This window comes from Tardiphaga sp. 20_F10_N6_6 (genome assembly GCF_052076045.1).
In the GTDB taxonomy this organism is placed as follows: domain Bacteria; phylum Pseudomonadota; class Alphaproteobacteria; order Rhizobiales; family Xanthobacteraceae; genus Tardiphaga; species Tardiphaga robiniae.
In genome coordinates, this window is record NZ_CP197239.1 from 2,506,133 (window position 1) to 2,531,174 (window position 25,042).

The 25,042-nt window shown below is 62.0% G+C and carries 28 protein-coding genes; 8 read left to right on the top strand and 20 right to left on the bottom strand.

The features are described from left to right. Positions 1-101: 101 nt before the first annotated feature. The 3 genes from AB7813_RS12150 to AB7813_RS12160 all read left to right on the top strand — a co-directional run bounded on the left by AB7813_RS12150 (position 102) and on the right by AB7813_RS12160 (position 2,615). The gene (locus AB7813_RS12150; RefSeq protein WP_441228099.1) at positions 102-1,322 is read left to right on the top strand and encodes an NAD(P)/FAD-dependent oxidoreductase; all 1,221 of its coding nucleotides are present in this window, start codon (positions 102-104) and stop codon (positions 1,320-1,322) included. Positions 1,323-1,338: 16 nt separating this feature from the next. Continuing rightward, positions 1,339-2,124 (top strand): IclR family transcriptional regulator domain-containing protein, encoded by a 786-nt coding sequence (locus AB7813_RS12155; RefSeq protein ID WP_439082997.1) that lies wholly within the window; start codon positions 1,339-1,341, stop codon positions 2,122-2,124. A 143-nt stretch (positions 2,125-2,267) separates the two neighbouring features. Continuing rightward, positions 2,268-2,615, top strand: coding sequence for a 5-carboxymethyl-2-hydroxymuconate Delta-isomerase (locus tag AB7813_RS12160; protein ID WP_231079748.1), 348 nt, complete (start codon positions 2,268-2,270; stop codon positions 2,613-2,615). A 276-nt stretch (positions 2,616-2,891) separates the two neighbouring features. Here AB7813_RS12160 and AB7813_RS12165 read toward each other — a convergent pair whose 3' ends face one another. From AB7813_RS12165 to phnG, 10 genes are all read right to left on the bottom strand, one after another. Beyond that, positions 2,892-3,191, bottom strand: a complete 300-nt coding sequence (locus AB7813_RS12165) for an HU family DNA-binding protein (RefSeq protein ID WP_068735221.1) — start codon at positions 3,189-3,191, stop codon at positions 2,892-2,894. Positions 3,192-3,443: 252 nt separating this feature from the next. Further along, positions 3,444-4,064 (bottom strand): pyridoxamine 5'-phosphate oxidase family protein, encoded by a 621-nt coding sequence (locus AB7813_RS12170; RefSeq protein ID WP_439082996.1) that lies wholly within the window; start codon positions 4,062-4,064, stop codon positions 3,444-3,446. A 23-nt stretch (positions 4,065-4,087) separates the two neighbouring features. Further along, positions 4,088-4,666 carry a phosphonate metabolism protein/1,5-bisphosphokinase (PRPP-forming) PhnN gene (phnN, locus tag AB7813_RS12175; RefSeq protein ID WP_439082995.1) on the bottom strand — a complete coding sequence of 193 codons (579 nt, stop codon included), beginning with the start codon at positions 4,664-4,666 and terminating at the stop codon, positions 4,088-4,090. Then, on the bottom strand, positions 4,663-5,817 hold the full coding sequence (locus AB7813_RS12180; RefSeq protein ID WP_439082994.1) for an alpha-D-ribose 1-methylphosphonate 5-triphosphate diphosphatase: 1,155 nt from the start codon (positions 5,815-5,817) through the stop codon (positions 4,663-4,665). Before AB7813_RS12180 ends, phnN begins: the two co-directional genes overlap by 4 nt. 11 nt (positions 5,818-5,828) lie before the next feature. Then, complete coding sequence (phnL, locus tag AB7813_RS12185) at positions 5,829-6,527, bottom strand: phosphonate C-P lyase system protein PhnL (protein WP_439082993.1); 699 nt, start codon at positions 6,525-6,527, stop codon at positions 5,829-5,831. A 7-nt stretch (positions 6,528-6,534) separates the two neighbouring features. Continuing rightward, positions 6,535-7,359: a phosphonate C-P lyase system protein PhnK gene (phnK, locus tag AB7813_RS12190; RefSeq protein WP_439082992.1), complete on the bottom strand. Its 825-nt coding sequence runs from the start codon at positions 7,357-7,359 to the stop codon at positions 6,535-6,537. Next, entirely contained in the window at positions 7,352-8,236 is an 885-nt protein-coding gene (locus AB7813_RS12195) for an alpha-D-ribose 1-methylphosphonate 5-phosphate C-P-lyase PhnJ (RefSeq protein ID WP_439062821.1), read from the bottom strand. The genes phnK and AB7813_RS12195 overlap by 8 nt, the downstream gene beginning before the upstream one ends. Next, the gene (locus AB7813_RS12200) at positions 8,233-9,339 is read right to left on the bottom strand and encodes a carbon-phosphorus lyase complex subunit PhnI (RefSeq protein ID WP_439082990.1); all 1,107 of its coding nucleotides are present in this window, start codon (positions 9,337-9,339) and stop codon (positions 8,233-8,235) included. Before AB7813_RS12200 ends, AB7813_RS12195 begins: the two co-directional genes overlap by 4 nt. A 2-nt stretch (positions 9,340-9,341) precedes the next feature. After that, positions 9,342-9,950, bottom strand: coding sequence for a phosphonate C-P lyase system protein PhnH (phnH, locus tag AB7813_RS12205; RefSeq protein WP_439062823.1), 609 nt, complete (start codon positions 9,948-9,950; stop codon positions 9,342-9,344). A 2-nt stretch (positions 9,951-9,952) separates the two neighbouring features. Next, positions 9,953-10,414 (bottom strand): phosphonate C-P lyase system protein PhnG, encoded by a 462-nt coding sequence (gene phnG / locus AB7813_RS12210; protein ID WP_439062824.1) that lies wholly within the window; start codon positions 10,412-10,414, stop codon positions 9,953-9,955. A gap of 125 nt (positions 10,415-10,539) precedes the next feature. Here phnG and phnF point away from each other — a divergent pair, with 125 nt between their 5' ends. Next, positions 10,540-11,274, top strand: coding sequence for a phosphonate metabolism transcriptional regulator PhnF (gene phnF / locus AB7813_RS12215; protein WP_068735417.1), 735 nt, complete (start codon positions 10,540-10,542; stop codon positions 11,272-11,274). Here phnF and AB7813_RS12220 read toward each other — a convergent pair whose 3' ends face one another. From AB7813_RS12220 to AB7813_RS12230, 3 genes are all read right to left on the bottom strand, one after another. Then, the gene (locus tag AB7813_RS12220; protein WP_439062825.1) at positions 11,275-11,742 is read right to left on the bottom strand and encodes a DUF1348 family protein; all 468 of its coding nucleotides are present in this window, start codon (positions 11,740-11,742) and stop codon (positions 11,275-11,277) included. It lies immediately after the preceding gene. A gap of 81 nt (positions 11,743-11,823) precedes the next feature. Beyond that, positions 11,824-12,270: a tol-pal system-associated acyl-CoA thioesterase gene (gene ybgC / locus AB7813_RS12225; protein WP_439062826.1), complete on the bottom strand. Its 447-nt coding sequence runs from the start codon at positions 12,268-12,270 to the stop codon at positions 11,824-11,826. Positions 12,271-12,435: 165 nt separating this feature from the next. Then, entirely contained in the window at positions 12,436-15,219 is a 2,784-nt protein-coding gene (locus AB7813_RS12230) for a UPF0182 family membrane protein (RefSeq protein WP_439082989.1), read from the bottom strand. 238 nt (positions 15,220-15,457) lie between these two features. Between AB7813_RS12230 and rocD the strand changes: the two genes are divergently transcribed. Next, a complete protein-coding gene (gene rocD, locus AB7813_RS12235; protein WP_439062828.1) occupies positions 15,458-16,675 on the top strand; it encodes an ornithine--oxo-acid transaminase in 1,218 nt (405 codons plus the stop codon). 204 nt (positions 16,676-16,879) lie between these two features. Here the strand turns inward: rocD and AB7813_RS12240 are convergent, their stop codons facing one another. The 7 genes from AB7813_RS12240 to AB7813_RS12270 all read right to left on the bottom strand — a co-directional run bounded on the left by AB7813_RS12240 (position 16,880) and on the right by AB7813_RS12270 (position 20,987). Further along, positions 16,880-17,290, bottom strand: coding sequence for an NUDIX hydrolase (locus tag AB7813_RS12240; RefSeq protein WP_439062829.1), 411 nt, complete (start codon positions 17,288-17,290; stop codon positions 16,880-16,882). Positions 17,291-17,296: 6 nt separating this feature from the next. After that, positions 17,297-18,346: a Holliday junction branch migration DNA helicase RuvB gene (ruvB, locus tag AB7813_RS12245; RefSeq protein ID WP_439062830.1), complete on the bottom strand. Its 1,050-nt coding sequence runs from the start codon at positions 18,344-18,346 to the stop codon at positions 17,297-17,299. Further along, positions 18,343-18,843, bottom strand: a complete 501-nt coding sequence (locus AB7813_RS12250; protein WP_068735190.1) for a hypothetical protein — start codon at positions 18,841-18,843, stop codon at positions 18,343-18,345. The genes ruvB and AB7813_RS12250 overlap by 4 nt, the downstream gene beginning before the upstream one ends. Next, positions 18,840-19,457, bottom strand: coding sequence for a Holliday junction branch migration protein RuvA (ruvA, locus tag AB7813_RS12255; protein WP_089265378.1), 618 nt, complete (start codon positions 19,455-19,457; stop codon positions 18,840-18,842). The genes AB7813_RS12250 and ruvA overlap by 4 nt, the downstream gene beginning before the upstream one ends. Next, complete coding sequence (gene ruvC, locus AB7813_RS12260; RefSeq protein ID WP_184519190.1) at positions 19,454-19,981, bottom strand: crossover junction endodeoxyribonuclease RuvC; 528 nt, start codon at positions 19,979-19,981, stop codon at positions 19,454-19,456. The genes ruvA and ruvC overlap by 4 nt, the downstream gene beginning before the upstream one ends. An 85-nt stretch (positions 19,982-20,066) precedes the next feature. Continuing rightward, positions 20,067-20,813, bottom strand: a complete 747-nt coding sequence (locus tag AB7813_RS12265) for a YebC/PmpR family DNA-binding transcriptional regulator (RefSeq protein ID WP_439062831.1) — start codon at positions 20,811-20,813, stop codon at positions 20,067-20,069. 27 nt (positions 20,814-20,840) lie between these two features. Next, positions 20,841-20,987: a hypothetical protein gene (locus AB7813_RS12270; protein WP_158596842.1), complete on the bottom strand. Its 147-nt coding sequence runs from the start codon at positions 20,985-20,987 to the stop codon at positions 20,841-20,843. A gap of 62 nt (positions 20,988-21,049) precedes the next feature. Here AB7813_RS12270 and AB7813_RS12275 point away from each other — a divergent pair, with 62 nt between their 5' ends. The 3 genes from AB7813_RS12275 (at position 21,050) to AB7813_RS12285 (ending at position 25,039) form a co-directional block, all read left to right on the top strand. Continuing rightward, complete coding sequence (locus AB7813_RS12275; RefSeq protein ID WP_439084206.1) at positions 21,050-22,750, top strand: methyl-accepting chemotaxis protein; 1,701 nt, start codon at positions 21,050-21,052, stop codon at positions 22,748-22,750. 604 nt (positions 22,751-23,354) lie between these two features. Next, positions 23,355-24,281 (top strand): polyphosphate kinase 2, encoded by a 927-nt coding sequence (gene ppk2 / locus AB7813_RS12280; protein WP_439082987.1) that lies wholly within the window; start codon positions 23,355-23,357, stop codon positions 24,279-24,281. A 296-nt stretch (positions 24,282-24,577) separates the two neighbouring features. Further along, the gene (locus AB7813_RS12285; RefSeq protein WP_199712107.1) at positions 24,578-25,039 is read left to right on the top strand and encodes a (2Fe-2S)-binding protein; all 462 of its coding nucleotides are present in this window, start codon (positions 24,578-24,580) and stop codon (positions 25,037-25,039) included. Positions 25,040-25,042: the final 3 nt, after the last annotated feature.

Consider the following 25,042-nt stretch of genomic DNA (forward strand, 5'->3'; position numbering starts at 1 on the left):
TGCGCGGAGCGAACACTTGTTCAATATACGGACGCAATTCAGGAGCTGATGATGTCGAAGACTTTGAATTCGCGTGTGGATCGGACCCAGGGAGCGCGCTCGTGAGCGGCCTCGTGATCATCGGCGCCTCTTACGCGGGCGTCCAGGCCGGCATCAGCGCGCGCGAGAAGGGCTATCAGGCGCCCATCCGCATCGTCGCCGATGAAATCCATCTGCCCTATCAGCGACCGCCGCTGTCCAAGGCATTTCTGTCCGGCGACGTCGCGCACAACAGTCTTTTCCTCCGCGGCGAGGACTATTTCAAGACCCAGGGCATCGAACTGGTGCTCGGCCATCGCGCCATCGGGCTCGATCGCGCGGCCGGCCGGATCGCACTGGACGGCGGCGACAGCCTGCCGTTCGATCAGCTCGTCATCGCCACCGGCTCACGGGCGCGACGGCTCAGCGTGCCCGGCCATGAGCGCGACGGCATCGTCTATCTGCGCACCCTCGATGACGCGCTGCATCTCAAGCCGCGGCTCGAAGCAGCCAACGATGTTGTCATCGTCGGCGGCGGCTTCATCGGCCTCGAAGTGGCATCGACTGCTGCCAAAGCCGGCAAGAAGGTGACGCTGATCGAGGCGCAGTCGCGCCTGCTGGAGCGCGCGGTATCGCCGCTGATCTCGCAGTTCCTTCTGGAGAGCCATCGCTCCCATGGCCTCGACATCCGCTTCAACGAATCCGTCATTGCCATCGAAGGCAACAGCGCGGTGCATGAGGTCGTCTGCTCCAGCGGCCTGCGGGTGCGCGCCGACCTGATCGTCGCCGGCATTGGCGGCATCGCCAATGACGAGCTGGCCGCGCAGGCAGATATCACCTGCACCAATGGCATCGATGTCGACGAACATGGCCTGACCAGCGTGCCGAACATCTATGCGGCCGGCGACGTCAGCAATCACCACAACGGCTTCGCCGGCCGCCGCGTGCGGCTGGAAGCCGTGCAGAACGCCACCGATCAGGGCAAGGCTGTGGGTGCGATGCTCGCCGGCAGACCCGAAGCCTATGACGCAGTGCCGCGTTTCTGGTCGGATCAATATGACGCCAAGCTGCAGATCGTCGGCCTCTCCGCGCCGACCGACAGCGCGGTGATCCGCGGGTCGATGGATGATGGCAAGTTCTCGGTGTTTTATTATCGCGACGGCAACCTCACCGCCGTCGACAGTATCAACCGGCCCGGCGACCAGATGATCGCGCGTCGCCTGATCACCGCGTCACTGTCGCCGACACCAGAACAGGCCGCCGACCTGTCATTCGATCTGAAAAAATTCGAAGCAGGCAAATAGGGCGGACCCACGGCTTATGCCCAAGATCAAGCGCCCCGACGACGAACGCGGCAATACCGACTTCATCGAGAGCCTCGATCGCGGCTTGCGCGTGTTCGAACTGTTCGGCACACAATCCCGCCCGATGACACTGAGCGATGTCGCCAAGGCCGCCGAGCTGCCGCGTGCCACTGCGCGCCGCATCCTGTTTACGCTGGAACGCAAAGGCTATGTGACCAGCGACGGCAAGCTGTTCGCGCTGTCACCGCGCGTCCTGGCGCTGGCCGGCTCATACATGACGTCCAATCAGGTCGTCACCATCCTGCAGCCGGTGCTCGACAGCATTTCCAGCGACGCGCAGGAGATTTCTTCACTCGCCGTGCTCGAGGGCCACGAGGTGATCTTCGTCGCGCGCGCCAGCCCGGCGCGCGTGTTCTCTGCCGGCATCGATCTCGGCTATCGGCTGCCCGCCTTCTGCTCGTCGGTGGGCCGCGCCATGTTGGGCAAGTATTCCAACGACGACCTCACCGCGACGCTGGATGCCATGGACCTCGTGGCAATGACGCCGTTCACGGTCATCGACAAGGAACTGCTGAAGGCCACCATCATCACCGACCGCGAGAAAGGCTATTCGCTGGTCGACCGCGAGGCCGAACCGGGCTTCCGCTCAATCTCCGTGCCCGTGCGGCGCTACGATGGCGCCATCGTCGCCGCCATCAATATGGGCGCCCATGTGGACCGCGTCTCCACCGGGGAAATGATCGACCGCTTCCTGCCGCTGCTGCGCGATGCCGCGTATTCGGTGAAGCCGCTGCTTCTTTAACGCTGTCCCCTCATCCTGAGGAGCGGCCACTTGGCCGCGTCTCGAAGGATGAGGAGCCCTACACTCATGGTTCGAGACGGCGCCAAGTGGCGCCTCCTCACCATGAGGTCCGAGATTGAACACGCACCAGGAATTGTCGTCTCATGCCCCATATCGTCATCGAACATTCCACCGACGGCCATGGCGACGCGTTCGACATCGCCAGCCTGATGCAGGCGTTGCACAATGCCGGCGCCGCCACCGGGGTAATGAAGGCTGCCGACATCAAGGTGCGCGCGATCCCGTATGCGCATCACCTGATGGCCGGCCGGGCCGAAGGCTTCTGCCACCTGTCGGTCTCGATGCTGGAGGGCCGCACACCCGAGCAGAAAGTCGCCGTGAGCGAGGCGTTGCGCGCGGCAATGGTTTTGCTGCTGCCGCACACCAAAAGCCTCAGCGTCGATATCAGGGATATGGACGCGGTCGCCTACAAGAAGCGCGTGAACGATTAGAGCCGCGCTAACTGCCTTCTCCCCGCCTGCGGGGAGAAGGTGGCGTCGCGAAGCGACGACGGATGAGGGGGAGCCTCCGCAGGCGCGGAGCGAATGGAGAGCCCCCTCACCCGACTTCCACGCGCTTCGCGCGTTGCAGTCGACCTCTCCCCGCAAGCGGGGAGAGGTAAGGCACTCCCCCAAACGAAAACGGCGCGGCATCCCCAAGGAATGCCGCGCCGTCCTCAATTCTGGTCGGCTGCGGTCACCTCATGGGCGACCGCGCCGAGGGTCCGCTTAGACCGCGTCCTTCGCAGCCTTGACCGGGCGGGCGCGCACGATCTTGCGGGCCGGCTTGGCCTTGAAGGTCATGGCTTCGCCGGTGAAGGGGTTGGTGCCCTTGCGTGCCTTGGTGGCAGGCTTCTTGATGACGACGAACTTGGCGAAGCCGGGAACGAGGAACACGCCGCTCTTCTTCAGCTCTTTATAGCCGAGGGTCGCCATGGTCTCGATAACGCCCTTGACGTCCTTCTTCGAGAGCTCAGTGGTCTCAGCGATTTTCTCGATGAGCTGCGACTTCGTCATTTGGTCTGCCATTTTGCACCTTTTGGTTTGCCGTGATTCGGTGAGACAGACACTATGAGGAATTACGGGAAAAAACCCGTGCTCAATGAAATTTTCACAGATTTTGCCGGGAAAAATGATGTTTTTTGACCATCAAACCCCGATTCGACTTGTACGGCAGGGTTTCAGGACCCTCGCAAGCGCAAAATACTTAGATTAAGGGGCCTACGGAGTCGCGGCAGGCGACAGAAGCGCACTGCAAAAATCACCCCCAGATTCGCCCCCTCACCACATGGTCTGGCGCGCCCTTTCCGGCCATTGCCGATCGTATTCCGGACCACCGACCCGGCGCTCGCTCATCTCCGCCAGGATCTCGCCGGGCGTCGGCAGGGTCTTCGGATCGACGCGTTTGTCAGGGTTCCAGAGATCGGACCGCACGATGGCGCGGGCGCATTGGAAATAGATCTCCCCCACCGTCATCACGATAACCGTGCGGGGAGCCTTCTCCTCCACGGCGAAGGACGCCAGCAGGTCCGGGTTCGTTGAGAGATGCGCCGTCCCGTTGATGCGGAGCGTGGTGCCGGCACCGGGGATCAGGAACAGCAGCGCGATCTTGGGATCGCGCACGATGTTGCGCAGAGAGTCCACGCGATTGTTGCCGCGGCGGTCCGGCATCATCAAGGTGCGCTCGTCATGGATCCGGATGAAGCCCGGTTTGTCGCCGCGTGGTGAGCAATCCAGCCCCTCCGGGCCGGTGGTCGCCAGAGCGGCGAAGGGCGAGACCTCGATCAGCCGGCGATATTGCGCCGTTACGCAGTCCGCCACCTTGGCGGTGGATGCTTCGCCGATGTCATCGAAACGGCCGTAGATCTCCTCGAGCTGCTCGATGGTTTCGATCACCGACATGGCCGCACTGCCCTCCGCCGTATCTATTGACCCCTGATGACCCGTATCAGGTCATCCGCATGATCTTCCGCGACACCAATATTGTTGATCGTGACGTCCGCACCTGATGTCTCGACGCTGCGCTTGAGCCGATCGCCGATCGGGCCATCGCTTGAGCGTCCCCGCGCCGCAAGTCGCGCCGCAAGCACGTCCGGCGGCGCCGTGATCGACACGACGACGACATCTTCATAAGCGGCACGTAGCGCCGGGATAACCGTTCGTGAGATATTGGCAACGACATTGCGGCCGGCGCGAAGCGCATCATCGATCGAGCGCGGAAGTGCATAAGAAAGACCATGCGCTTCCCAGTGGACGGCGAAAGCGCCGCTGGCCTGTGCCTGACGGAACGCCTCCGGCGTGACCTGCGCATTATTCTCGAATTCCGACGCCTCGCGCGTCACCACGCGGCGCGTGAACACCACATTGTCGTCATCCGCGCAGGCGGCCTGCGCCAGACCGATCAGCGTATCCTTGCCGGCACCCGACGGGCCGACCACCAGCACCAACCGGCCGGGGCCGATCCGGCCTGCTTGCGCTTCGGATATCGCCGCGGTGTCGGTCATGCCACGCGACGTCCTTCGCGCCAGACATTGCGCACCACCGGCACTTCATGCGCCACATGGACGCGGATCACGTCGGCGCGCTTGCCGACCGCAATCTCGCCGCGGTCCATGAGCCCAACGGCTTCCGCGGGCCGCTTGGTCACGGTGCGGATCGCGCTCGCCAGATCTATCGAGGGTACCTTGCTCGAGAGCTGCAGGGCTCCCATCAGAAGGCTCGACGGCACATAGTCCGACGACAGAATATCCAGCATGCCTTCGCGGGCGAGATCGATCGCCGCGATATTGCCGGAATGCGAACCGTTGCGGACGACATTCGGCGCCCCCATCAGGATGCCGATGCCAGCCTTGTGCAGGCCTTGGGCCGCTTCCAGCGTCGTCGGGAATTCGGCCACCGAGACCTTGTCTCCAACGGCTTCGGTCACGTTGTCTTCCGTAGTGTCGTCATGGCTCGCCAGCGGAATATTGCGCCCGTGAGCCAGCGCCACGATCGCCCGCATATTGCCTGCCGCATATTGCTGCTGGCAAGCCAGACGTTGCGCGAACATCACATCGAGCTCGGCATCGGACTTGCCGCCCTTGCCGCGATAATAGGTACGCAGCTTCTCTTCGTCGCGGAACTGGCGCTGGCCGGGCGTGTGGTCCATCAGCGACATCAGCCGAACGTTCGGCTTCGCCAATAGCGCCTTCGCTTCCTCGACCACGGTTGGCATCGGAATCTCACAGCGCAGGTGCAGGAAGTGATCGACCCGCAGGAGACTGGCTTCGCCGGCAGAAGCAATGGAATCCACCAGCACGCCGGCATAGCTGTCGATGCCCTGGCTTGAGTCCTCACACCCGACCCGCACCGAGTCGAGCACCGTGGTGATGCCCGACGTAGCAAGCTGGCCGTCATAGGAGACGACGGCAGCGATGGGATCCCAGAACACCTTGGGCCGCGGCATGAAATGGGCTTCGAGATGATCGGTATGCAGTTCGACAAGACCCGGCATAATCAGATCGCCGCGCGCATCGTCGCTACCGCGTGGCGCATCACCCTCGCCGAATTCGGCGATGCGTCCACCAGCGAAGGCGATCCAGCCCTTGTCGATGACGCGGTCGGCAAGAACGATCCTGGCGTTGCCGATGACGGTTTCGGTCGATGATGCGGTCATGGTTCTCTTTCTCAGGCAGCAGCGGCGAAGGATGCGACGTCCACCAGCCGGTCGGCGATCAAGTGCCGCACTTCGTCGTCATGCACAATGGCAACCATGGCGACGCCGGCACGTTTTTTCTCGGCGACCAGTTCAACGACCACGGCTCGGTTAGCGGCATCGAGCGACGCAGTCGGTTCATCCAGCAGCAGGATCGGCAGATCGGAGATAAAACCGCGCGCGATATTCACGCGTTGTTGCTCGCCGCCGGAGAAGGTCGAGGGCGGCAGCTTCCACAGCCGCTCGGGAATGTTGAGACGTTTAAGCAACGCCCCCGCACGCGCACGCGCCTCCTCACGCGTTACGCCGGCAGCGAGCAGCGGCTCGGCCACGACATCGATGGCGGCGACACGCGGCACCGCGCGCAGGAACTGGCTAACATACCCGATGGTGTCGCGGCGCACATTCAACACCTGCCGCGGCTCGGCGGTCGCGATATCGACGACGTCGCCGTTGTGGCGCACTCCGATGGTGCCGCCGTCGCAGCGATAGTTGCCGAAGATCATCTTCAGGATCGACGACTTGCCGGCACCCGAGGGACCGGACAGCACCACGCATTCGCCGGGCGCGACATGGAACGAGACGTTGCGTACCACAGGCAGGCGGATGCCGTCCTGCAAATGCATGATGAAGGTCTTTTCGGCGTTGCGGATATCGATCATCGGAATCATGTTGACCTCACGCCGGCAGGATCGAGGAAACGAGCAGTTGCGTATAGGGCTCTCTGGGATCGTCGAGCACCTGATCGGTCAGTCCGGTCTCGATTACGCGTCCACCCTGCATGACCATCACGCGATGCGACAGCAGCCGCGCCACCGCGAGATCGTGCGTCACAACGATGGCCGAGAGACCGAGCTCGGAGACCAGCGTGCGCATCATGTCCAGCAAACGCGCCTGCACCGAGACGTCGAGGCCACCAGTCGGTTCGTCCATGAACACGAGACGCGGTTCGGTAACGAGATTGCGCGCGATCTGCAGCCGCTGCCGCATGCCGCCGGAATAGGTCCGCGGCGCATCGTCGATCCGCTCGGGCGAAATTTCCACACGCTCGAGCCACGAGGTCGCCGTGTCACGAATCTTGCCGTAGTGGTTCTGGCCCACAGCCATCAACCGCTCGCCGACATTGGCTCCGGCCGAGACCGCCATGCGCAGCCCCATCGCCGGGTCCTGATGCACAAAGCCCCAGTCGGTGCGAAACAGGAAGCGCCGCTCGGCTTCGCCCATCGTCGCGAGATCGCGGGTCACGCCGTCGCGCATCCGGTAGGAGACGCTGCCGGTGGTCGGCGCTAACTGGGCGGAGAGGATCTGCAGCAGTGTCGATTTGCCGGACCCGGACTCGCCGACGATAGCCAGCACCTCGCCGGAATAGAGTTCGAAGGACACGTCGCGGCATGCCGCAAGACGGCCATAAGATTTTCCCAGGTTTGCCGCAACGAGCAACGGCTCGTCACTCGCAGCCGCGCGCCCTCCCGGTGCAGTTGAATTAGCTGTCACATCAAGCATTTGCGCTCTCCGCATAGGGCGCAGCATTCTCGCAGCCGCGATGCCCCTGTGATTGCCGCGTTTCGCAATAATCGGTGTCGGAGCAGACGAACATCCGGCTGCCCTTGTTGTCGGTGACGATCTCGTCGAGATAGCTATCCTCGGCGTTGCACAGTGCACAGCAGGCCTTGTGCTTGTAGGGCTTGAATGGATGATCCTCGAAATCCAGCGACACCACCGACGTGTAAGGCGGGATCGCATAGATGCGCTTCTCGCGGCCGGCACCGAACAGTTGCAGCGCCGCGCAGTTGTCCATCTTCGGATTGTCGAATTTCGGCGTCGGCGATGGGTCCATCACGTAACGCGCATTGACCTTCACCGGATAGGCATAGGACGTGGCGATATGGCCGAAGCGGGCGATGTCTTCATAGAGCTTCACGTGCATCAGCCCGTACTCGGCGAGTGCATGCATGCGCCGTGTTTCGGTCTCACGCGGCTCGAGGAAGCGCAGCGGCTCGGGGATCGGCACCTGATAGACCAGCACCTGATGCGCCTGCAGCGTCGCTTCGGGAATGCGATGCCGTGTCTGGATCACAGTCGCATCGCCCGTGCTCGTGGTCACGGCAACGCCGGCAGTTTTCTCGAAGAATTTACGGATCGAGATCGCGTTGGTGGTGTCGTCAGAGCCCTGGTCGATCACCTTGAGCTTGTCGACGGGGCCGAGAATCGCCGCCGTGACCTGCACGCCGCCGGTGCCCCAGCCATAGGGCATCGGCATTTCCCTGCTGGCGAACGGCACCTGATAGCCGGGGATCGCGATCGCCTTGAGAATGGCGCGGCGGATCATTCGCTTGGTCTGCTCGTCCAGATAAGCGAAGTTATATGTCGGCGCGTTCATTCCGCGGCCTCCCGAAGAGCAACGGGCGTCTCGTTGGCGTCGGCGAATTCCTTGCGCAGCTTGCGGAGCAAGCCGAGCTCGGACTGGAAGTCGACATAATGCGGCAGCTTCAGATGCTCGACGAAGCCGGTCGCCTGCACATTGTCGGAATGCGACATGACGAATTCCTCGTCCTGTGCCGGCGCCTTGATGTCCTCGCCAAGCTCGCGCGCGCGCAGCGTGCGGTCGACCAACGCCATCGACATCACCTTGCGTTCGCTCTGGCCGAAAGCGAGGCCATAGCCGCGCGTGAAACACGGCGCCTCGGTATCTGAGCCCTTGAACTGATTGACCATCTGGCATTCGGTCAGCGTGATCGACCCCAGCGGCACCGCGAAGCCAACATCCTCGGCCATGAATTCAACCTCGACCTCGCCGAGGCGGATTTCACCGGCGAAAGGATGGTTGCGGCCATAGCCGCGCTGCGATGAATAGCCGAGCGACAGAAGAAACCCTTCATCGGCCCGTGCAAGATTCTGAAGGCGCAGATCGCGGTCTGCCGGGAAGCTCAGCGCATCGCGCGTGAGATCGCCGACCGGCTTCTCGGGATCTTCGATGGGCGACGTTTCAATCAGGCCGTCGCGGCCAAGAATATCGGTGACGCGCGGCATCACGCCCGGCTCTGCATCGGTCATGGCCGGCTGCTCGGGCGAGGATTCGCCGGTCAGCACCGGATCGAGCAAACGATGCGTATAGTCGAAGGTCGAGCCGAGCACCTGGCCGCCCGGCATGTCCTTGAAGGTCGAGGAGACGCGGCGACGCACCTGCATCTGCGACGTATCGACGGGCTCACTCGAACCGAACCGCGGCAGCGTCGCGCGGAAGGCGCGCAGCAGGAAGATCGCCTCGATCATGTCGCCGCGCGCCTGCTTGATGGCCAGCGCAGCGAGCTCGCGGTCATAGAGCGAGCCTTCGGTCATTACGCGATCGACCGCGAGGCCGAGCTGATTGGAAATCTGCGCCACCGATACTTCCGGCACGTCGCGATCGCCGCGGCGTTCATGAGCCAGCAGACGATGCGCATTCTCGATGGCGCGTTCGCCACCCTTGACGGCGACATACATGCTCAGCCCTCCTTCGCAACAAGGCGCGTGGCGCGCGGCAGCGCGACGATGGATTCGCCGGAGACCAGCACGAGATCGATGCCGCGGGGAAACAGCGAGGCATTCAGCGCGAGACGATCCAGCAGATCCGGCACGCCGATTGCGGCGCGCAGGATCGTGGCGCCGTCAATACCCGGACCGCGCAGCTCATAAGCCGGGCCTTCGGTCAGGCTCGCAACCTGCAGGATGATGGTGGTGGAGCGATCCGGATATTCGCCGGTGCCGAAGGCAAAGTGCTCGAAGGACGGTAGCGCGGCAGCATCAGCCACCACGGCGAAGGCACACACGGCGGGATCAGCGATGACCGGCGCGCTGGTGTGAAACTTAATCCACTTGGCAACATCCATCGTCGCCGCCAACTTGCTATCGAGCCAGACCGGCGTGTCCTGATCGAACAGCGTCAGCGCGATGGCCGCCGCGCCGCGCATCATTGGCGCGGGCACACCCGAAACAGCCTGAATGCGCTGCACGGTACCCGGACGCGCCATCGCATCCATCACCGAACGGAAGGTCGATTGCGCCGCGAGGACCTTATCCGCGAAACCGGCTGGCATTTCCGCAACTGTCGTCATGATCAGCCCTCCCCGCGCACGAGTGTGTAGAAATCGACCTTGGTCGCTGCCGTCTCTGCGGCCTTCCGCTTGACATCGGCGACGACGCGCGCACGCAGCGGCGTCAGCACTTTGGTCTCGATAGCATCCGAGAATTCACGGGTCTGGATGAGTGCGTCGCAAAGCGCGATCAGCTGCGCCTTCGCCCCGTCACGGCCCAGCGTGTAGCCGAAGCCAACCTCGCCTGATGCCAACCGTACAGCGGCACGCGACACGGTCGCCTCGCCGAGATTGAATGGCGCGCCATCGCCGCCGATCCGGCCACGCAGCATCACCAGGCCGTTTTCCGGCTGACGCAGATGTTCATGGGCGGGAACAGCCACAGCATCGAGATATCCGGCGATATCCGCCGTGGCGCAGTGCCCAAGCACCCCCATCGCCTCACGGCGCCGGGCCTGCTGGTGGTTCAGGGAGGATGAAGTCATGTCACCGTCACTCAACAAGTTGTATGATTTACTAGACAACTTTATAGGCGGAGGCAATGACCGTTTCGTGACAGCGGCACGATTTTTCGCTAATGCGTGGTCGACATCATTCCGGGACCGATTTTGTGACCATTCAGGACAAGCCAACAGGCGTGGCACTTTGGCGGCATGTGGCCGACGGCATCGAGCGCGGCATTGCAGATGGCCGCTATGGTGCTGGCGAAAAGCTGCCCGGCGAGACTGAACTGGCTGACATCTACCGCGTCAATCGCCACACCGTGCGCCGCGCCCTCGCGACCCTGGCCGAACGCGGCCTGGTGCGCGCCGAGCGCGGCAGCGGCACCTATGTGGAATCGCCAAAGCTTGCATATCCCCTGCGATCACGCACGCGCTTCTCGGAAATTGCCGGTGCCGGCGGGCGCGAGCCGCAAGCGCAATTGATCGGAGCCTGGGACGATGTGGCAACACGCGATCTCGCAAGGCAGCTTGGCCTCAAAGCCGGCGCTCCGCTGATCCGCATTGAAGCCTTGCGGTTGGCGGACAAGACGCCGATCTGCGTCGGCACCAACTGGCTGTCGGCCGAACGCTTTCCCGATTTCGGCAAGGTCTATGAGCGCGTGCGCTCGATGACCAAGGCCCTGGCGCATTACGGCATCAAGGACTATCGCCGCGCCTCGACCAAGGTCACCGCGGGGATCATCGACGCGACCGATGCGACACGGCTTGGTGTCGCCCTCGGGCGCCCGATCTTGATTGTCGACTCCATCGATGTGGATGCCGACGGCACGCCGCTAAGCGCTACGCATTCGCGCTTCGTCGCCGAGCGCGTCGAATTCGTGGTCGATAGCGGCTCGCTTTAGTTAGAACGGGTCGGTGCCGAGACCCGGCACATCGGCCGGACGCGGCCCCGGCGCCGGCCACAGGAAACGGCGATCCTTCTCGGCAATCGCAACGTCGTTGATGCTCGCCTCGCGGCGGCGCATCAGGCCGGCCTCGTCAAACTCCCATTGCTCATTGCCATAGGAGCGATGCCAGTTGCCGGCGTCGTCATGCCATTCATATTGAAAGCGCACGGCAATGTGATTGTCGTCGAACGCCCACAAATCCTTGATCAGCCGATATTCGTGCTCCTTCGCCCATTTACGGGTGAGGAATTCGACGATCGCCGGGCGCCCCTGAAAGAACTCGCCGCGATTGCGCCAGACGCTGTCCTCGGTATAGGCCAGCGACACTTTCACCGGATCGCGTGAATTCCAGGCGTCCTCGGCCATGCGGGCCTTCTGGGCGGCGGTTTCTCGGGTGAAGGGCGGAAACGGTGGACGCGACATGGGACCCTCAGCTTTGCGATATGCCGGGATTGTAGCCCTGCTGCATGCGGAGTCGATGCCGTTTCACCTATGGGGCGATTGCTAAATCTGATCGGCCTTCATGGCAATCCGCAGCGCTTTCGGGATCGGCTTGGCGCGGCCGCCGGACACGAAGGCCACCTTGACCTTGGCCTCAAGCAGCAACTCATCGCCGCGGCGCACTTCCTGACCCAGCATGATCGAGGCACCCCTCACCTCTTGTGGAACCGTGACGACGTCAAGCAGATCGTCCAGGACTGCCGGTTTTAGAAATTCAATTTTCATCGAACGAACAACGAAGGCAAAGCCGGGCGCATCCTCTCGCGCTTCTTTCAGCAGCTCTTGTTGACTCGTTCCGAGCAAACGCAAGTAATTCGTTCTGCCGCGCTCCATGAAGCGCAAAAAATTCGCGTGATAAACAATCTGGCCGGCGTCAGTATCTTCGAAATAAACGCGGACCCGCATATGATGACGACCATCGCGAATTTCGCCATCAAGAGAGGCTGTCACAGGGAGATTCCTCTTATCACACTTCGGAGAGTAACCGTCTTGCACAGAGGCACCTTCCCCAGCAAGTGCCAATCGCTTTGGGCTTGAACCTTGCTCGGGATGCACCTGGAATCTTGGTCGCGGGAACGCGCATCTCTTTGTCGAATGACAATCAGCCGGCGTTGGTCAGTGTCCGGCTGATTCCCGGCTCATTTTCTCCAAAAGACCGCGCATCGCGTCAATCTGCGTGCCGAAGCCTGCCCAATCCCCAGACCTCAACAGCTTCATTGCCTCGTTATAGCGATCAAGCGCCTCCTGCGCCCTGTTTTCCGCAGGGCTCGCACGTGGCATTTCCGTCGCAGCACTCAGCGATGTCGGCGACGCGTTAGTTTCGATGAAAAGCGCGGACAAGGCCTCGGCAAGCGTCTCTTTCATGACGACATGCTCGCCGTAGGCGGCGATCACGCGCTTGAGCTCCGGCAAGTGTCCGTGGACCGCGCGCAGGTACAGCGGCGATACGTACAGGATCGAATTCTCGATCGGGATCACCAGCAGGTTTCCGCGGATCACCCGTGAACCCATCTGGTTCCACAACGATATTTGCTGGGAGATCTCCGTGTTCTGATGAATGCGCGCCTCGATCTGGAACGGTCCGTAGACGAGCTTCTCCTTGGGAAATTCGTAGACGATCAATTTTCCATAGTCTGGAGCGTCGCAGCGCGCTGCCAGCCATGCGATCATGTTGTCGCGTTGGCTTGGCACCATGGGGATCATGATAAAGAACTCGGCCTGGGTTTCTCCGGGCAGCCGCATCACAATGTAGTAAGGGACCATCGGCGCGACGCCGTCGCCGGCCGGCTGGCGCGGAAACTGCCAAAGATCCTCCCGGTTATAGAAAACGTCGGCAGATGCCATGTGATAGGTCTGGTAAAGCTGCGCCTGAATCAGGAAGAGGTCCTCGGGATAGCGAATGTGCTTTTGCAGATCGGACGGCATTGCCGCAAACGGCTTGAATAGCCCCGGAAAGATTCGCTGGTAGGTGGCTACGATCGGGTCCGCCTGGTCCATCAGATAAAAGTCGACACTGCCGTTATAGGCGTCGATGACGGCCTTCACGGAATTGCGGATGTAGTTCAGATTGCGGCCGGGCGCGGGCTGCGCAGAGGGAAAATAGTTACTCGTTGTATAGGCATCCTGGATCCAGAACATCCGCCCCTCGCTGATGACCAGATAGGGATCGTGGTCGAGGCTGAGGAACGGGGCGATCGTGCGTAGCCGTTCCCCGATATTGCGCCGGATCATGATCCGGCTGTCGTCGGTGATGTAGCTGGAGAGCAGCAGGTTCATGTCGTTGAAGTGGTGAGCGAAGATGATTTTTCGCACCATACCCGTCAGCGGTACGCCACCGGCACCGTCGTAGACCGTGTATGCGTTTTCACTCCCCTTCGGATAGTCGAATTCCGGCGTGGTCGTCCTGACGACAACGTAGTGGCTCTCCTCTTGTCCATAATAAATGCGCGGTTCGCGGATTTCGGGGCCTCCGTCCGCAACGGGAGGAATATCCCGCAGGTAAAGCAGCGGAAGCCCTTCAGCGCTCTTGTGCATTACCGGGCTCATCACCGCTCCATTGCCGTGGGTGAACAGCAGGTGGAGGTTGACCCACGTCTGGGCGTTCGGCGGTAGCAGTGAGGATCTGAGCTCGCGTGCCGACAGCATCACGCTCTGGTAGGTGCCGCGAAGCCAGTAGCGGTCGACATCCAGGTCACTTAATTTGTAGTAAGTGCGTATCTCCTGCAGCTGGGCGTAGGTATCGGCTAGCGGCTGCCCGTCCCACAATCTGATGTTCTCGATGGTCGCCTTGTTGGCTTCGAGTGTCGCGAAGGTAAGGTCCTGTTCGGCAGGAAAGGGCTTGGCGGCGATCTTGTCGAGATTATAGGCTTCCCTGGTCAGACGGATGCTGCGCTCGATGTAGGGCCGCTCCAGTTCCAGTTCGTTCGGTTTCACGTAGAACCGCTGAAACAGCGTCGGGATCACGCCGGACAGCAGGAAGGCGCCCCCGAAGACGAGCAACATCGCGGCAGTGGGGAGCCAGTAGGTACGCGCCCACAGGTTCGCCCACGCGGCGCATGCCGCGACGATCGAAAGCCCGATCAGCAACCAGAGAACGGGTAGCTGAACGTGGACATCGGTGTAGCTCGCGCCAACCACTACGCCATTGTCTCCGTAGAGCAGCAAATAACGGTCGAGTCCGTAGGACCATGCCTTCACCGCAAAGAGCAAGCCGAGCAGCGCCGAGCCGTGAGCAACCGCTGTCGGTGATATCGACCACCGCTGGACCTGGTATTCGATCTGACCATGCAGCCAATAGATCACTGCGGCGAGAAGTGCGCTCATGAACAGCGTTAGCAATGCCCAATTCTTGATGGCGATATAGGCGGGCAGAGAGAACAGATAGAATCCAATATCTTTGTCATACAGCGGATCATTCGCGCCATATGGCACCTGATAGAGGAACTGCAGAATGATGCTCCAGTTGCCGACCTCCTCCCATGCAACAAGCAGAGCGAGGAATCCGGCGCCGCCAGCGATGGCAAGGCGCCATGGCAACCGATCGCGCATGAATTCGAACGGATCGGGCGGCACCGCAGTGGCCGCGAGCTTCCAGTCGAAGCCGACGGGAAGCCCGCCTCGCCGCCGTCGGACAAGAAAAAGTGCCAGCCGGGCGTTCGCCCACGCAATGACGGCAGTTGCCGCGAAGACGACGGAAAAGACGGCGGCTTTCGCGCCGATCGATGTCCAGAAAACCTGCGAATAGCCGACCGCGGAGAACCACATCCAGTCGACCAGGAAGTCGCCGACAATCGCGAGAAGGATCAGGCAAATTCCGGAGAAGATGGCAGTCACAATCACCCCGACCACGGCGTTTCGCCCTGGCGTCTTCCGTTCGGGCCCGGTAATCCCGATCGTCATGAACGGATTATAGCAGAACGGGAGAGGTGGCGGTGCCTGTCTTGAGCCCTCACACCTGTTTTTTCTGCGTCGGCCTTCCTACATCAGAACTAAGGTGCGCATCGCCTTACGCGCGCCCAATCGGGAGAGCGCGCCATGAGCGGTGATCTCACGATGTAGTTGTGCTTGTGCGCCCTCACCAACGGTCGGGATGGCATGCCGAACCGGTGCGGGGAGGAACGCGGCAGGAGCGCTTGTCATGACTGATTTCGCCGGTCTCGAAGCCCGTTTTGGCGCAGGAAACTATGCACCGTTGCCGGTCACGATCGTCCGCGGGGCTGGTGTCTACGTGTGGGACGAGGCTGGCAGACGCTACATCGACATGATGGGCGCATATTCGGCGGCGAGCTTCGGCCATTGCCATCCGCGCCTCGTCAAGGCGCTGACAGAACAGGCACGACGCCTGGATACGATTTCGCGCGCTTATTTCAGCGATCGGCTGGGGCCTTTCCTCGCGAAGGCTTGTGCACTTACCGGTATGGACGCCGCGTTGCCGATGAACAGCGGCGCGGAAGCCGTCGAGACGGCGCTCAAGGCGGCACGTAAATGGGCCTACAGGGTCAAGGGAGTGCCGACTGACCGGGCCGAAATCATCGTCGCGGAAGGAAATTTCCACGGCCGCACCATCTCGATCGTCGGCTTTTCTTCGCAAGCCCAATATCGCGACGGCTTCGGGCCGTTCCCGCCCGGCTTCACGCGCGTGCCGTTCGGCGATGCGTCGGCGCTCGCCGCGGCCATTACCCCTGACACCGCGGCCTTTTTGGTCGAACCAATTCAAGGCGAAGGCGGGATCAATGTGCCGCCCCCTGGATATCTCGCTGAGGTCGCGCGCATTTGCAAGGCGAACAACGTGCTGCTGCTGTGCGACGAGATCCAGAGCGGTCTGGGACGCACCGGACGTCTGCTCGCGTGTCAGCATGAAGGAGTAACACCCGACGGTCTGATGCTCGGCAAGGCGCTCGGCGGCGGGATGTTGCCGGTTTCGCTTTTCCTCGCCCGTCGCGAGGTCATGCAGGTTTTCACTCCCGGTGACCACGGCAGCACGTTCGGAGGCAACCCGATTGCATCAGCGGTTGGATTAGCCGCCCTCGACACACTGATCGACGAGCGATTGATTGAACGCGCCGCGACTGTCGGCGCGCATCTCCTCGATCGGCTCTCCGCGATCAAAAATCCGATCATTCGCGAGGTGCGCGGTCGCGGTTTGTTTGCGGGGGTCGAGTTACACCGCAACATGGCTAGTGCCGGTACGGTGATCAGCCGCTTGCTTCAGGCGGGAGTGCTGACCAAAGATACTCACCGGAACACGATACGCTTTGCGCCGCCCTTGATTATCGACGAGTCACAAGTGGATTGGGCCGTAGACCGATTGACCGAAGTACTGGACGAGATCGCCGCATCGACGGTTCAGGCCTAGCGGCCGCCAATATTGGGCAAGCCTGCTATCTGAGAATTACCGAAGCCAAGCGAAAGATTTGCAATAGTCCGGTCTTTAGAATTGGGCGCGTTAAAGTCTCTTCCCCGAAAGACAATTACAAGCTTCCCGCCAAATCGGCGCCCTCGTAATAAACCCCCACCTGTATGCGATGCAGGCCGTCGAGATGGAAGGTCGTAGAACCTGTCATAACGAAAAGCCGTGAGCTGCGAGTGGCAGCACATAATCACGCGTCAATGGCGCCAAGACGATAGCCTCAGGCGCAGTTGGATTGATCCAAATCGCTTCGGCGATCTCGGCCTGGGGCGCGATCGCTCCATCCACCTTCACCGCATAAACACTGGCCTGCACCCGCCATCCCGGCTCATTCGCGGCGACGCTGGTGAATTGTCCGAGTGCTTGCGCGGAGCCCGGCACCATCCGGCAGCCGAGCTCCTCGCTGATCTCGCGCCCCAGCGCGGCCAGATCGTCCTCGCCAGCATCACGCTTGCCGCCCGGCTGCATGAAGGCCACGGTGCCGCGCTTGCGCACCACCAGCATGCGCCCTCTATCGTCACGGATTAGCGCGGCGACCACGCCGATCATCTTGTCGGTCATTGTGTGCTACTCTTCTTCGCTCGATCCGAACAAGCCGATCTGGCTCTCATCCCGTTTCGGCTCACTCAGTCCGAGATGCTTGAACGCATGCGAGGTGAGCAGCCGGCCGCGCGGGGTGCGCTGCAGATAGCCGCACTGGATCAGATAGGGCTCGATAATGTCCTCGATGGCATCACGCGGCTCGGACAGCGCGGCCGCCATGGTCTCGACGCCAACGGGACCACCGGCATAGTTCATGGCGATGGTGGTGAGATAGCGGCGATCCATGGCATCGAGACCCGCACTGTCAACTTCCAATGCGGACAGCGCGTGGTCGGCGATTTTGCGATCGATCGCTGACGCATCCGCAGCGGAGGCAAAGTCACGCACACGGCGCAACAGACGCCCGGCGATGCGCGGCGTGCCGCGGGCACGGCGCGCAATCTCGTTAGAGCCTTCAGGGGTCATGCCGATGTCCAGCACGCGAGCACCGCGCGTGACGATCTTTTCGAGCTCGTCGATCGTGTAGAAATTCAGCCGCAGCGGAATGCCGAAACGATCACGCAGCGGATTGGTCAGCAGACCCGCACGGGTGGTCGCGCCGACCAGCGTGAATTTCGACAGTTCGATTTTCACCGAGCGTGCGGCAGGACCTTCGCCGATGATGAGGTCGAGCTGAAAATCCTCCATCGCCGGATAGAGCACTTCTTCCACTGCGGGGCTGAGACGGTGGATCTCGTCGATGAAGAGGACATCGCGCTCTTCGAGATTGGTCAGCAATGCGGCGAGATCGCCGGCCTTGGCGATGACGGGACCGGATGTCGCGCGAAATCCGACACCGAGTTCGCGCGCCACGATCTGCGCCAGCGTGGTCTTGCCGAGACCGGGCGGGCCCACAAACAATGTGTGATCCAGCGCCTCGCCGCGCTTGCGGGCGGCATCGATAAAGATTTGCAGATTGGCGCGCGCCTGTGCCTGGCCGACGAAATCGGACAGCGACTGCGGGCGCAGCGTGGTGTCGCCGACATCGTCGGAACGGCGCTCGGGCGTGATGATGCGATCGGGTGGCGTATTCATGATGCGACGTTACCACGGTGCAACGGCCGCGCGAACCACCAGCACAGGCTGGCTGGAATCACGGCAATGCCCGCGAGCAATGCGGACAGTGACAGCGCCTGCGTGAGTGATCGAACGCCGGGCAAAATCACCGCCGACGATTCCGAGGGCTGAACGAACATTCCAAACCCGATGAAGCCGGCAATGCCGACGGCCGCAGCAAGCCACGCCATCCAGATCGCGTTTTGTCCGGCATAGACGGCCGACAGCGCGAAGACGACGCCGGCACCGAGCGACGGCAGCAGCGCCGCCAATGCAGCAACGAATGCCAGCAGCCACAGTGCAATCGAGACAAGCGATCTGAAACCATCGAGATCGGCGACAGAGAAGATCAATTGCAGGATCGACGCACCCAGACCGACGACGAGCAACGATACGAGCGCAGCCACGGATAGCGAACCGACAATACCGAAGATCGCGACAATGCCGATCACACGGGCGATTCTGGCCAGGCTCACTTCGCCAATTCCTTCAGCCCGAGCTTGATGAGTTGCGCCGTTTCCGCACCCTCGCCTGCGCTGCGCGACGCGGCTGCGACGGCGGCCGCCGCCTGTGGCTGGCCATAGCCGAGATTGACCAGCGCGGAGATCGCATCCCTGACGGCGCCTGGTGCGCGGTTGTCGTCCATCGCACCGGCGAGTTGCGCGACCACCGGATCGACGGACGCAAAGGCCGGCGCCTTGTCCTTCAATTCGCTGACGATGCGCTCGGCCACTTTAGGACCGACGCCCGGCGTGCGCGCCACGGCCGTCTTGTCGCGCAGCGCGATAGCGTTGGCGAGGTCGGCCGGCGGCAGCGTGCTGAGCACGGCGAGCGCGACCTTGGCACCAACGCCCTGCACGGTCTGCAGCAGGCGAAACCATTCGCGCTCCATATCGCTGCGGAATCCGAACAGCTTGATCTGGTCTTCGCGGACATAGGTTTCGATGGCGAGCACCGCAGCTTCGCCCGCCTGCGGCAGTGCCTGCAGCGTGCGAGCGGAACAATGCACCTGATAACCGACGCCCTGTACGTCGAGGATCACATAGTCCTCGCCATAGCTGTCGATCAGGCCTTTGAGCTTGCCGATCACGCGCCGACGACCTTGAGGCGCAGTGCCGTGCTCTGACGGTGATGCGCATGGGTGATGGCGATGGCCAGCGCGTCGGCCGCATCGGCGGATTTCGGCTCAGCCTTCGGCAGCAGGATCTTCAGCATCACCTGGATCTGGTTCTTGTCGGCGTGGCCCGCGCCGACCACGGTCTTCTTCACCTGATTGGGCGCGTATTCGGCGACGGCAATGCCGAACATCGCCGGCGTCATCATGGCGATGCCGCGCGCCTGGCCGAGCTTCAGCGTCGCGACGCCGTCCTTGTTGACGAAGGTCTGCTCCACCGCAGCTTCGGCCGGCTGGAAGTCGCCGAGGATCTTGGCGAGACCTTCATGAATGCCGAGCAGCCGGCTTGCCAACGGCAGATTGTCCGGCGGTTCCACCGAACCGCAGCCGATATAGGTCAGCCGGTTGCCGTCGATCTCGATCACGCCCCAGCCGGTGCGGCGCAGGCCCGGATCGATGCCGATGATACGGACAGGAGGGCGAATCGCAGGGTTTGTCATCCCACAGGGATAACGCCGGAGGGCAGGGAACGAAATAGAAACGCGAAGCCGTCCCAAAGGAAAGAGAGGGAAGCTGAGCCCCTGCTCAGCCGCCCATCTTGGCCATCAGTGCGTCGGACACCTCAAAGTTGGCATAGACGTTCTGCACGTCGTCATGCTCGTTCAACAGGTCCATCAGCTTGATCAGCTTTTCGCCGGTCTCGTCATCGACCGAGAGCGTATTCTGCGGCTTCCAGATCACCGCCGCCTTGCGGGCTTCGCCGAACTTGGCTTCCAGTCCCTTGGCAACCTCGCGGAACGTCTCCTGCGAGGCATAGACCTCATGGCCGCCCTCGCCCGACACCACGTCATCCGCGCCGGCGTCGATGGCAGCTTCGAGCATGTCGTCGGCAGAGGCCTTGTCGGCGTCATATTCGATCACGCCGACATGGTCGAACATGAAGGAAACTGAGCCGGTTTCGCCCAAATTGCCGCCAGATTTGGTGAAGTAAGAACGGATGTCGGAGGCGGCGCGATTGCGGTTGTCGGTCAGCGCCTCGACGATGACGGCGACGCCGCCGGGGCCGTAGCCCTCGTAGCGGATTTCATCGTAGTTCTCGCCATCGCTGCCGATCGCCTTCTTGATGGCACGCTCGATGTTGTCGCGCGGCATGTTCTCCTGCCGGGCGGCGATCACGGCGGAGCGCAGACGGGCATTCATCGACGGGTCGGGCGTCCCCATCTTGGCAGCGACGGTGATTTCGCGCGCCAGCTTGCTGAACAGCTTGGACTTCTGGGCATCCTGCCGGCCCTTGCGGTGCATGATGTTCTTGAATTGGGAATGTCCGGCCATGCGGTCTCTCTTGAAGCGTCAGGGTAGTTAGGGCTGCGGCGCGGGGTTATAGGCCGCGAAATCGGCAAAATCAAAAATTTGCAGCCGAATCCGGCAGATCTTCGCAATACCGCGACCGACCTTAACCATCACTTCACGCCGAGGTGCAAGGTTACCCGCATAGATTGTATTCATTGGGGTCACCGATGGCGTTTGGACTGTTCCGCAAGCGGCAGCCGGAAGCGGCTGAAGTGGTGATGATTGCTGAAAACACAGCACCTTCTGTGGCACCGCAGCATCCTGAACCAGATACCGCTCGGGACATCCTTGAGTTGCTGGAACTCGAGCTGGGCGCGCTTATCCGCCAGCTCGAGCGTGCCGCGACATCCGTCGCCGGCGGCGCCGAATCGACCGCCACCACCCTCTCCGCCATCCGCGCCCGCACCGACGTGCTGGCCGACCGCAGCAGCGCCGCGCAATCCACCGCCATCACCTTTGCGCAGGCCGCCGACAAATTCACCCATTCGGCCGAGGGCATCGGCACCCAGGTGCGCGATGCCAGCCGGCTCGCGGACGAGGCCGGCGCCGCCGCCCATGAAGCCAGCGCCAATGTGGATCGCCTGCGCGACTCCTCCGCTGCCATCAGCAATGTGTTGGAGTTGATCGCGCAGATTGCCCGGCAGACAACAATGCTGGCGCTGAACGCGACCATCGAGGCGGCACGCGCCGGCGCTGCAGGCCGCGGCTTCTCGGTCGTCGCCACCGAGGTCAAGGCGCTGGCAGTGCAGACTCAGAACGCCACCGAAGAGATCAGGAAGAAGATCGATACCCTGCAGCGCGACGCTGCGAGTTCGGTCGACGCCGTGCATCGCATCTCCACCGCCATCGACGCGATCCGCCCGGTCTTTGCCAATGTCAACGGCGCGGTCGCCGAACAGAACGCGACGACCAGCGAGATGTCGCATAACGCTGCCACTGCCTCGCAATTCATCGTCTCGGTCGGCGACAGCGCCGCAGAAATCGATAGCGCTGCAAAGGAAGCGGCTGCGCACGGCGAGCATGTCGCGCAGGCCGGCCAGGCTGTGACGATGTTTGCCTCGCGGCTGAAGTCGCGTTGCGCGGTGCTGCTCAAACAAAGCGAGCGGGAAGACGAGCGACGACGCGAAAAGCTGCCATGTCACCTCAACGTCGATCTTCAGGCGCGCGCCGGCCAGATCAGCGCGCCGGTCTATGAAATCTCGATGGACGGCATTCTCATCGGCGGACCGGACGCGAACCGGCTTCCGTTGCACGACATCGTTGCTGCTGAACTCAGCGAGGTCGGCCCCTGCCGCCTGCGCATTGCCGAACATTCCCCCGCCGGCGCACAGGCACTGTTCGTCGCGCCCGACGGGGCTCTCATCAGCCGGATCGAAGACCGACTATGGGCGATCCATGACGAGAACACCGAATTCGTCACCCGCGCCATCGACGCCGGCGCCGTGCTCAACAAGATCTTTGCCGACGGTATTGCATCCGGCGCTATCAGCATCGACGACATGTTCGACGACAACTACGTCGAAATCCCTGGCTCCAGTCCGGTGCAGTACCGGACAAAGGTTCTCGGCTGGGCCGACCGCGCACTCCCCGAATTCCAGGATGCATTTCTCGCCAAGGACAGCCGCATGGCGTTCTGCGCCATGATCGACCGCAACGGCTATCTACCGGTACATAACAGCATCTATTCCAAGCCGCAGCGCCCGGGTGATGTCGCCTGGAACACGGCCAACTGCCGCAATCGCCGCATCTTCAACGATCCGGCTGGATTGGCCGCCGGTCGCAATACACGTTCCTACCTGATCCAGAGTTATGCCCGCGACATGGGCAACGGCCAGACCGTGATGATGCGCGAGATCGACGTGCCTGTGCGCATACAGGGACGCCATTGGGGCGGCTTCCGCACGGCGTACAAATTATGATTTGGGTTTGCACACGGCGCTGCGCTGCCACCTGAAACCTGGCGCAGCGCCGCCTATTCCGTCTGCGAGTGGGCTAGCAGCCGAAACTGCCAAGGCGTCCTAGCCGCCGCTCGTTCGGCCTTCCGCATTGTCATCTCCGCCGTATGAACCGCCGCCATATCCATATGGCGCGCTGTATCCATATGAACCGGGGCCGGCACCAAATCCGCGATAGACCGTTACGGGGGCGCTTCCCTCATACCGCGCGTGAGAGGACATGATCCGTCGATGCTTGCTGGCAGCGCTATGCCCGTCTTTGGCCTGCGCGGTCCAGCTCGCAGTGCCAGCGATCAGTAAAGCGGCGCCCAACAGAATGAATTTATTCATCACATTTTTCCTTGGTCAACGAGCCCCGCGACCTCAGATGCGCACGCTTGGCTCTCAAGGTAGCGCCAATCACGCGTAGTTGAATTTCGGCTTGCGGTACCCCGTCCTGCATGGACAGCAGCGGCGAGACCCATTGGGGCCGTTTGCCCATTCGCCCCGGGCCTGGGGGGCAGTGTCACACCGCTGACATTTGCATCGGTCCATAACCGTGAACCCATTCGATACAAGCGGAGCTGCCATGACCGAACATTCCCTCGACGACGCGCAAGCAATCCACGACCGCATTCGTGCAGAGATGCTGGACGGCTTCGACGAAGAACTCGAGCTCGAGATCGATGACGATCGTCTCGACGCCCTGACCAACGAAATGTCCGACCACAGCCCGGCGGAGACCATCGAGCGACGCCTCTATTTCAAGGAACTGTTCCGCCTGCAGGGCGAATTGGTGAAGTTGCAGAGCTGGGTGCAGCAGAACAAGCTCAAGGTCGTGGTGATCTTCGAGGGTCGCGATTCCGCTGGCAAGGGTGGCGTCATCAAGCGGATCACCCAGCGGCTCAATCCACGCGTCTGCCGCGTTGCCGCACTCCCCGCGCCGAATGAGCGCGAACGCACCCAATGGTACTTCCAGCGTTACGTCTCGCACCTCCCCGCCGGCGGCGAGATCGTGCTGTTCGATCGTAGCTGGTACAACCGCGCCGGCGTCGAGCGCGTGATGGGTTTCTGCACCGAGGATGACGTGGAGGAATTCTTCCGCTCGGTGCCGGAATTCGAACGCATGCTGGTGCGCTCGGGCATCATCCTGGTCAAATACTGGTTCTCGATCACCGACGAAGCGCAGCACCTGCGCTTCTCGATGCGTATCGCCGACCCGCTCAAACAGTGGAAGCTCAGCCCGATGGATGTCGAGGCGCGCACCCGCTGGGAGCAATACACCAAGGCCAAGGAAGCGATGCTCGAGCATACGCATATTCCGGAAGCCCCGTGGCATGTGGTGCAGGCCGTCGACAAGAAGAAGGCCCGCCTGAACTGTATCGCGCATCTGCTCGAACAGCTTCCCTATCAGGAGATCGAGCATCCGCCTGTGGTCCTGCCTGCGCGCGTACGCAATCCCGACTATCACCGCACGCCGGTGCCAGCCGAAATGTATGTGCCGGAGCGGTACTAGCCCCACAGTCGGCAGATCGCGTAACGTTTTTCGGGCAGGCCGAGCCTAACGCAACCGCAATATTCTTTTGAATAAAAGTCATCCGACGCCCACGAAGAGGGCGTCGGATGACGTCGCGCAGATTTTACCGCGATTTATCCGACAGACACGCTCGCGCGACATACAAACCAATGTATAGTCCTGCTGCATCTTATTGCTGCTTTTGAAATGATGACCGTACGCCTATAGTACCGTCGTTGGTCGATGACGAACCATTCGCCATTGCATCATCGAGTCGAGCAAACGGGGGTCTCACTGTGGCAAATCTCAATATCAACGGCGAGCAGAAGTCCTTCGACGCACCAGACGACATGCCCCTGCTCTGGGTGCTGCGCGATATTCTCGGCATGACCGGCACAAAATTCGGCTGCGGCGTTGCGCTATGCGGGGCATGCACCGTGCATGTCGACGGCAAGGCCGTGCGCTCCTGTCTGCTGCCGGTCAGTGCGGTGAGCGGACGCGCCATCACCACAATCGAAGGCGTCGGCACCACACCGGTCGGCGCCAAGGTGCAGAAGGCCTGGCTCGATCTCGAAGTCATTCAATGCGGTTACTGCCAGTCCGGGCAGATCATGTCGGCGGCCGCGCTCCTCGCTTCTACGCCGACCCCCGACGATTCTGACATCGACGCCGCCATGGCCGGAAATATATGTCGCTGCGGCACCTATGTCCGGGTTCGTGAAGCCATCAAGCATGCTGCCTCCGAACGGCAAACCTAGGAG

Excerpts from the sequence above, each read along its gene's own strand:
- AB7813_RS12155 (WP_439082997.1), top strand. The coding sequence starts at position 1,339 with ATGCCCAAGATCAAGCGCCCCGACGACGAACGCGGCAATACCGACTTC.
- AB7813_RS12160 (WP_231079748.1), top strand. The coding sequence starts at position 2,268 with ATGCCCCATATCGTCATCGAACATTCCACCGACGGCCATGGCGACGCG.
- AB7813_RS12165 (WP_068735221.1), bottom strand. The coding sequence starts at position 3,191 with ATGGCAGACCAAATGACGAAGTCGCAGCTCATCGAGAAAATCGCTGAG.
- AB7813_RS12170 (WP_439082996.1), bottom strand. The coding sequence starts at position 4,064 with ATGTCGGTGATCGAAACCATCGAGCAGCTCGAGGAGATCTACGGCCGT.
- phnN (WP_439082995.1), bottom strand. The coding sequence starts at position 4,666 with ATGACCGACACCGCGGCGATATCCGAAGCGCAAGCAGGCCGGATCGGC.
- AB7813_RS12180 (WP_439082994.1), bottom strand. The coding sequence starts at position 5,817 with ATGACCGCATCATCGACCGAAACCGTCATCGGCAACGCCAGGATCGTT.
- phnL (WP_439082993.1), bottom strand. The coding sequence starts at position 6,527 with ATGATTCCGATGATCGATATCCGCAACGCCGAAAAGACCTTCATCATG.
- phnK (WP_439082992.1), bottom strand. The coding sequence starts at position 7,359 with ATGCTTGATGTGACAGCTAATTCAACTGCACCGGGAGGGCGCGCGGCT.
- AB7813_RS12195 (WP_439062821.1), bottom strand. The coding sequence starts at position 8,236 with ATGAACGCGCCGACATATAACTTCGCTTATCTGGACGAGCAGACCAAG.
- AB7813_RS12200 (WP_439082990.1), bottom strand. The coding sequence starts at position 9,339 with ATGTATGTCGCCGTCAAGGGTGGCGAACGCGCCATCGAGAATGCGCAT.
- phnH (WP_439062823.1), bottom strand. The coding sequence starts at position 9,950 with ATGACGACAGTTGCGGAAATGCCAGCCGGTTTCGCGGATAAGGTCCTC.
- phnG (WP_439062824.1), bottom strand. The coding sequence starts at position 10,414 with ATGACTTCATCCTCCCTGAACCACCAGCAGGCCCGGCGCCGTGAGGCG.
- AB7813_RS12220 (WP_439062825.1), bottom strand. The coding sequence starts at position 11,742 with ATGTCGCGTCCACCGTTTCCGCCCTTCACCCGAGAAACCGCCGCCCAG.
- AB7813_RS12230 (WP_439082989.1), bottom strand. The coding sequence starts at position 15,219 with ATGACGATCGGGATTACCGGGCCCGAACGGAAGACGCCAGGGCGAAAC.
- rocD (WP_439062828.1), top strand. The coding sequence starts at position 15,458 with ATGACTGATTTCGCCGGTCTCGAAGCCCGTTTTGGCGCAGGAAACTAT.
- AB7813_RS12240 (WP_439062829.1), bottom strand. The coding sequence starts at position 17,290 with ATGACCGACAAGATGATCGGCGTGGTCGCCGCGCTAATCCGTGACGAT.
- ruvB (WP_439062830.1), bottom strand. The coding sequence starts at position 18,346 with ATGAATACGCCACCCGATCGCATCATCACGCCCGAGCGCCGTTCCGAC.
- ruvC (WP_184519190.1), bottom strand. The coding sequence starts at position 19,981 with ATGACAAACCCTGCGATTCGCCCTCCTGTCCGTATCATCGGCATCGAT.
- AB7813_RS12265 (WP_439062831.1), bottom strand. The coding sequence starts at position 20,813 with ATGGCCGGACATTCCCAATTCAAGAACATCATGCACCGCAAGGGCCGG.
- AB7813_RS12270 (WP_158596842.1), bottom strand. The coding sequence starts at position 20,987 with ATGAATACAATCTATGCGGGTAACCTTGCACCTCGGCGTGAAGTGATG.
- AB7813_RS12275 (WP_439084206.1), top strand. The coding sequence starts at position 21,050 with ATGATTGCTGAAAACACAGCACCTTCTGTGGCACCGCAGCATCCTGAA.
- ppk2 (WP_439082987.1), top strand. The coding sequence starts at position 23,355 with ATGACCGAACATTCCCTCGACGACGCGCAAGCAATCCACGACCGCATT.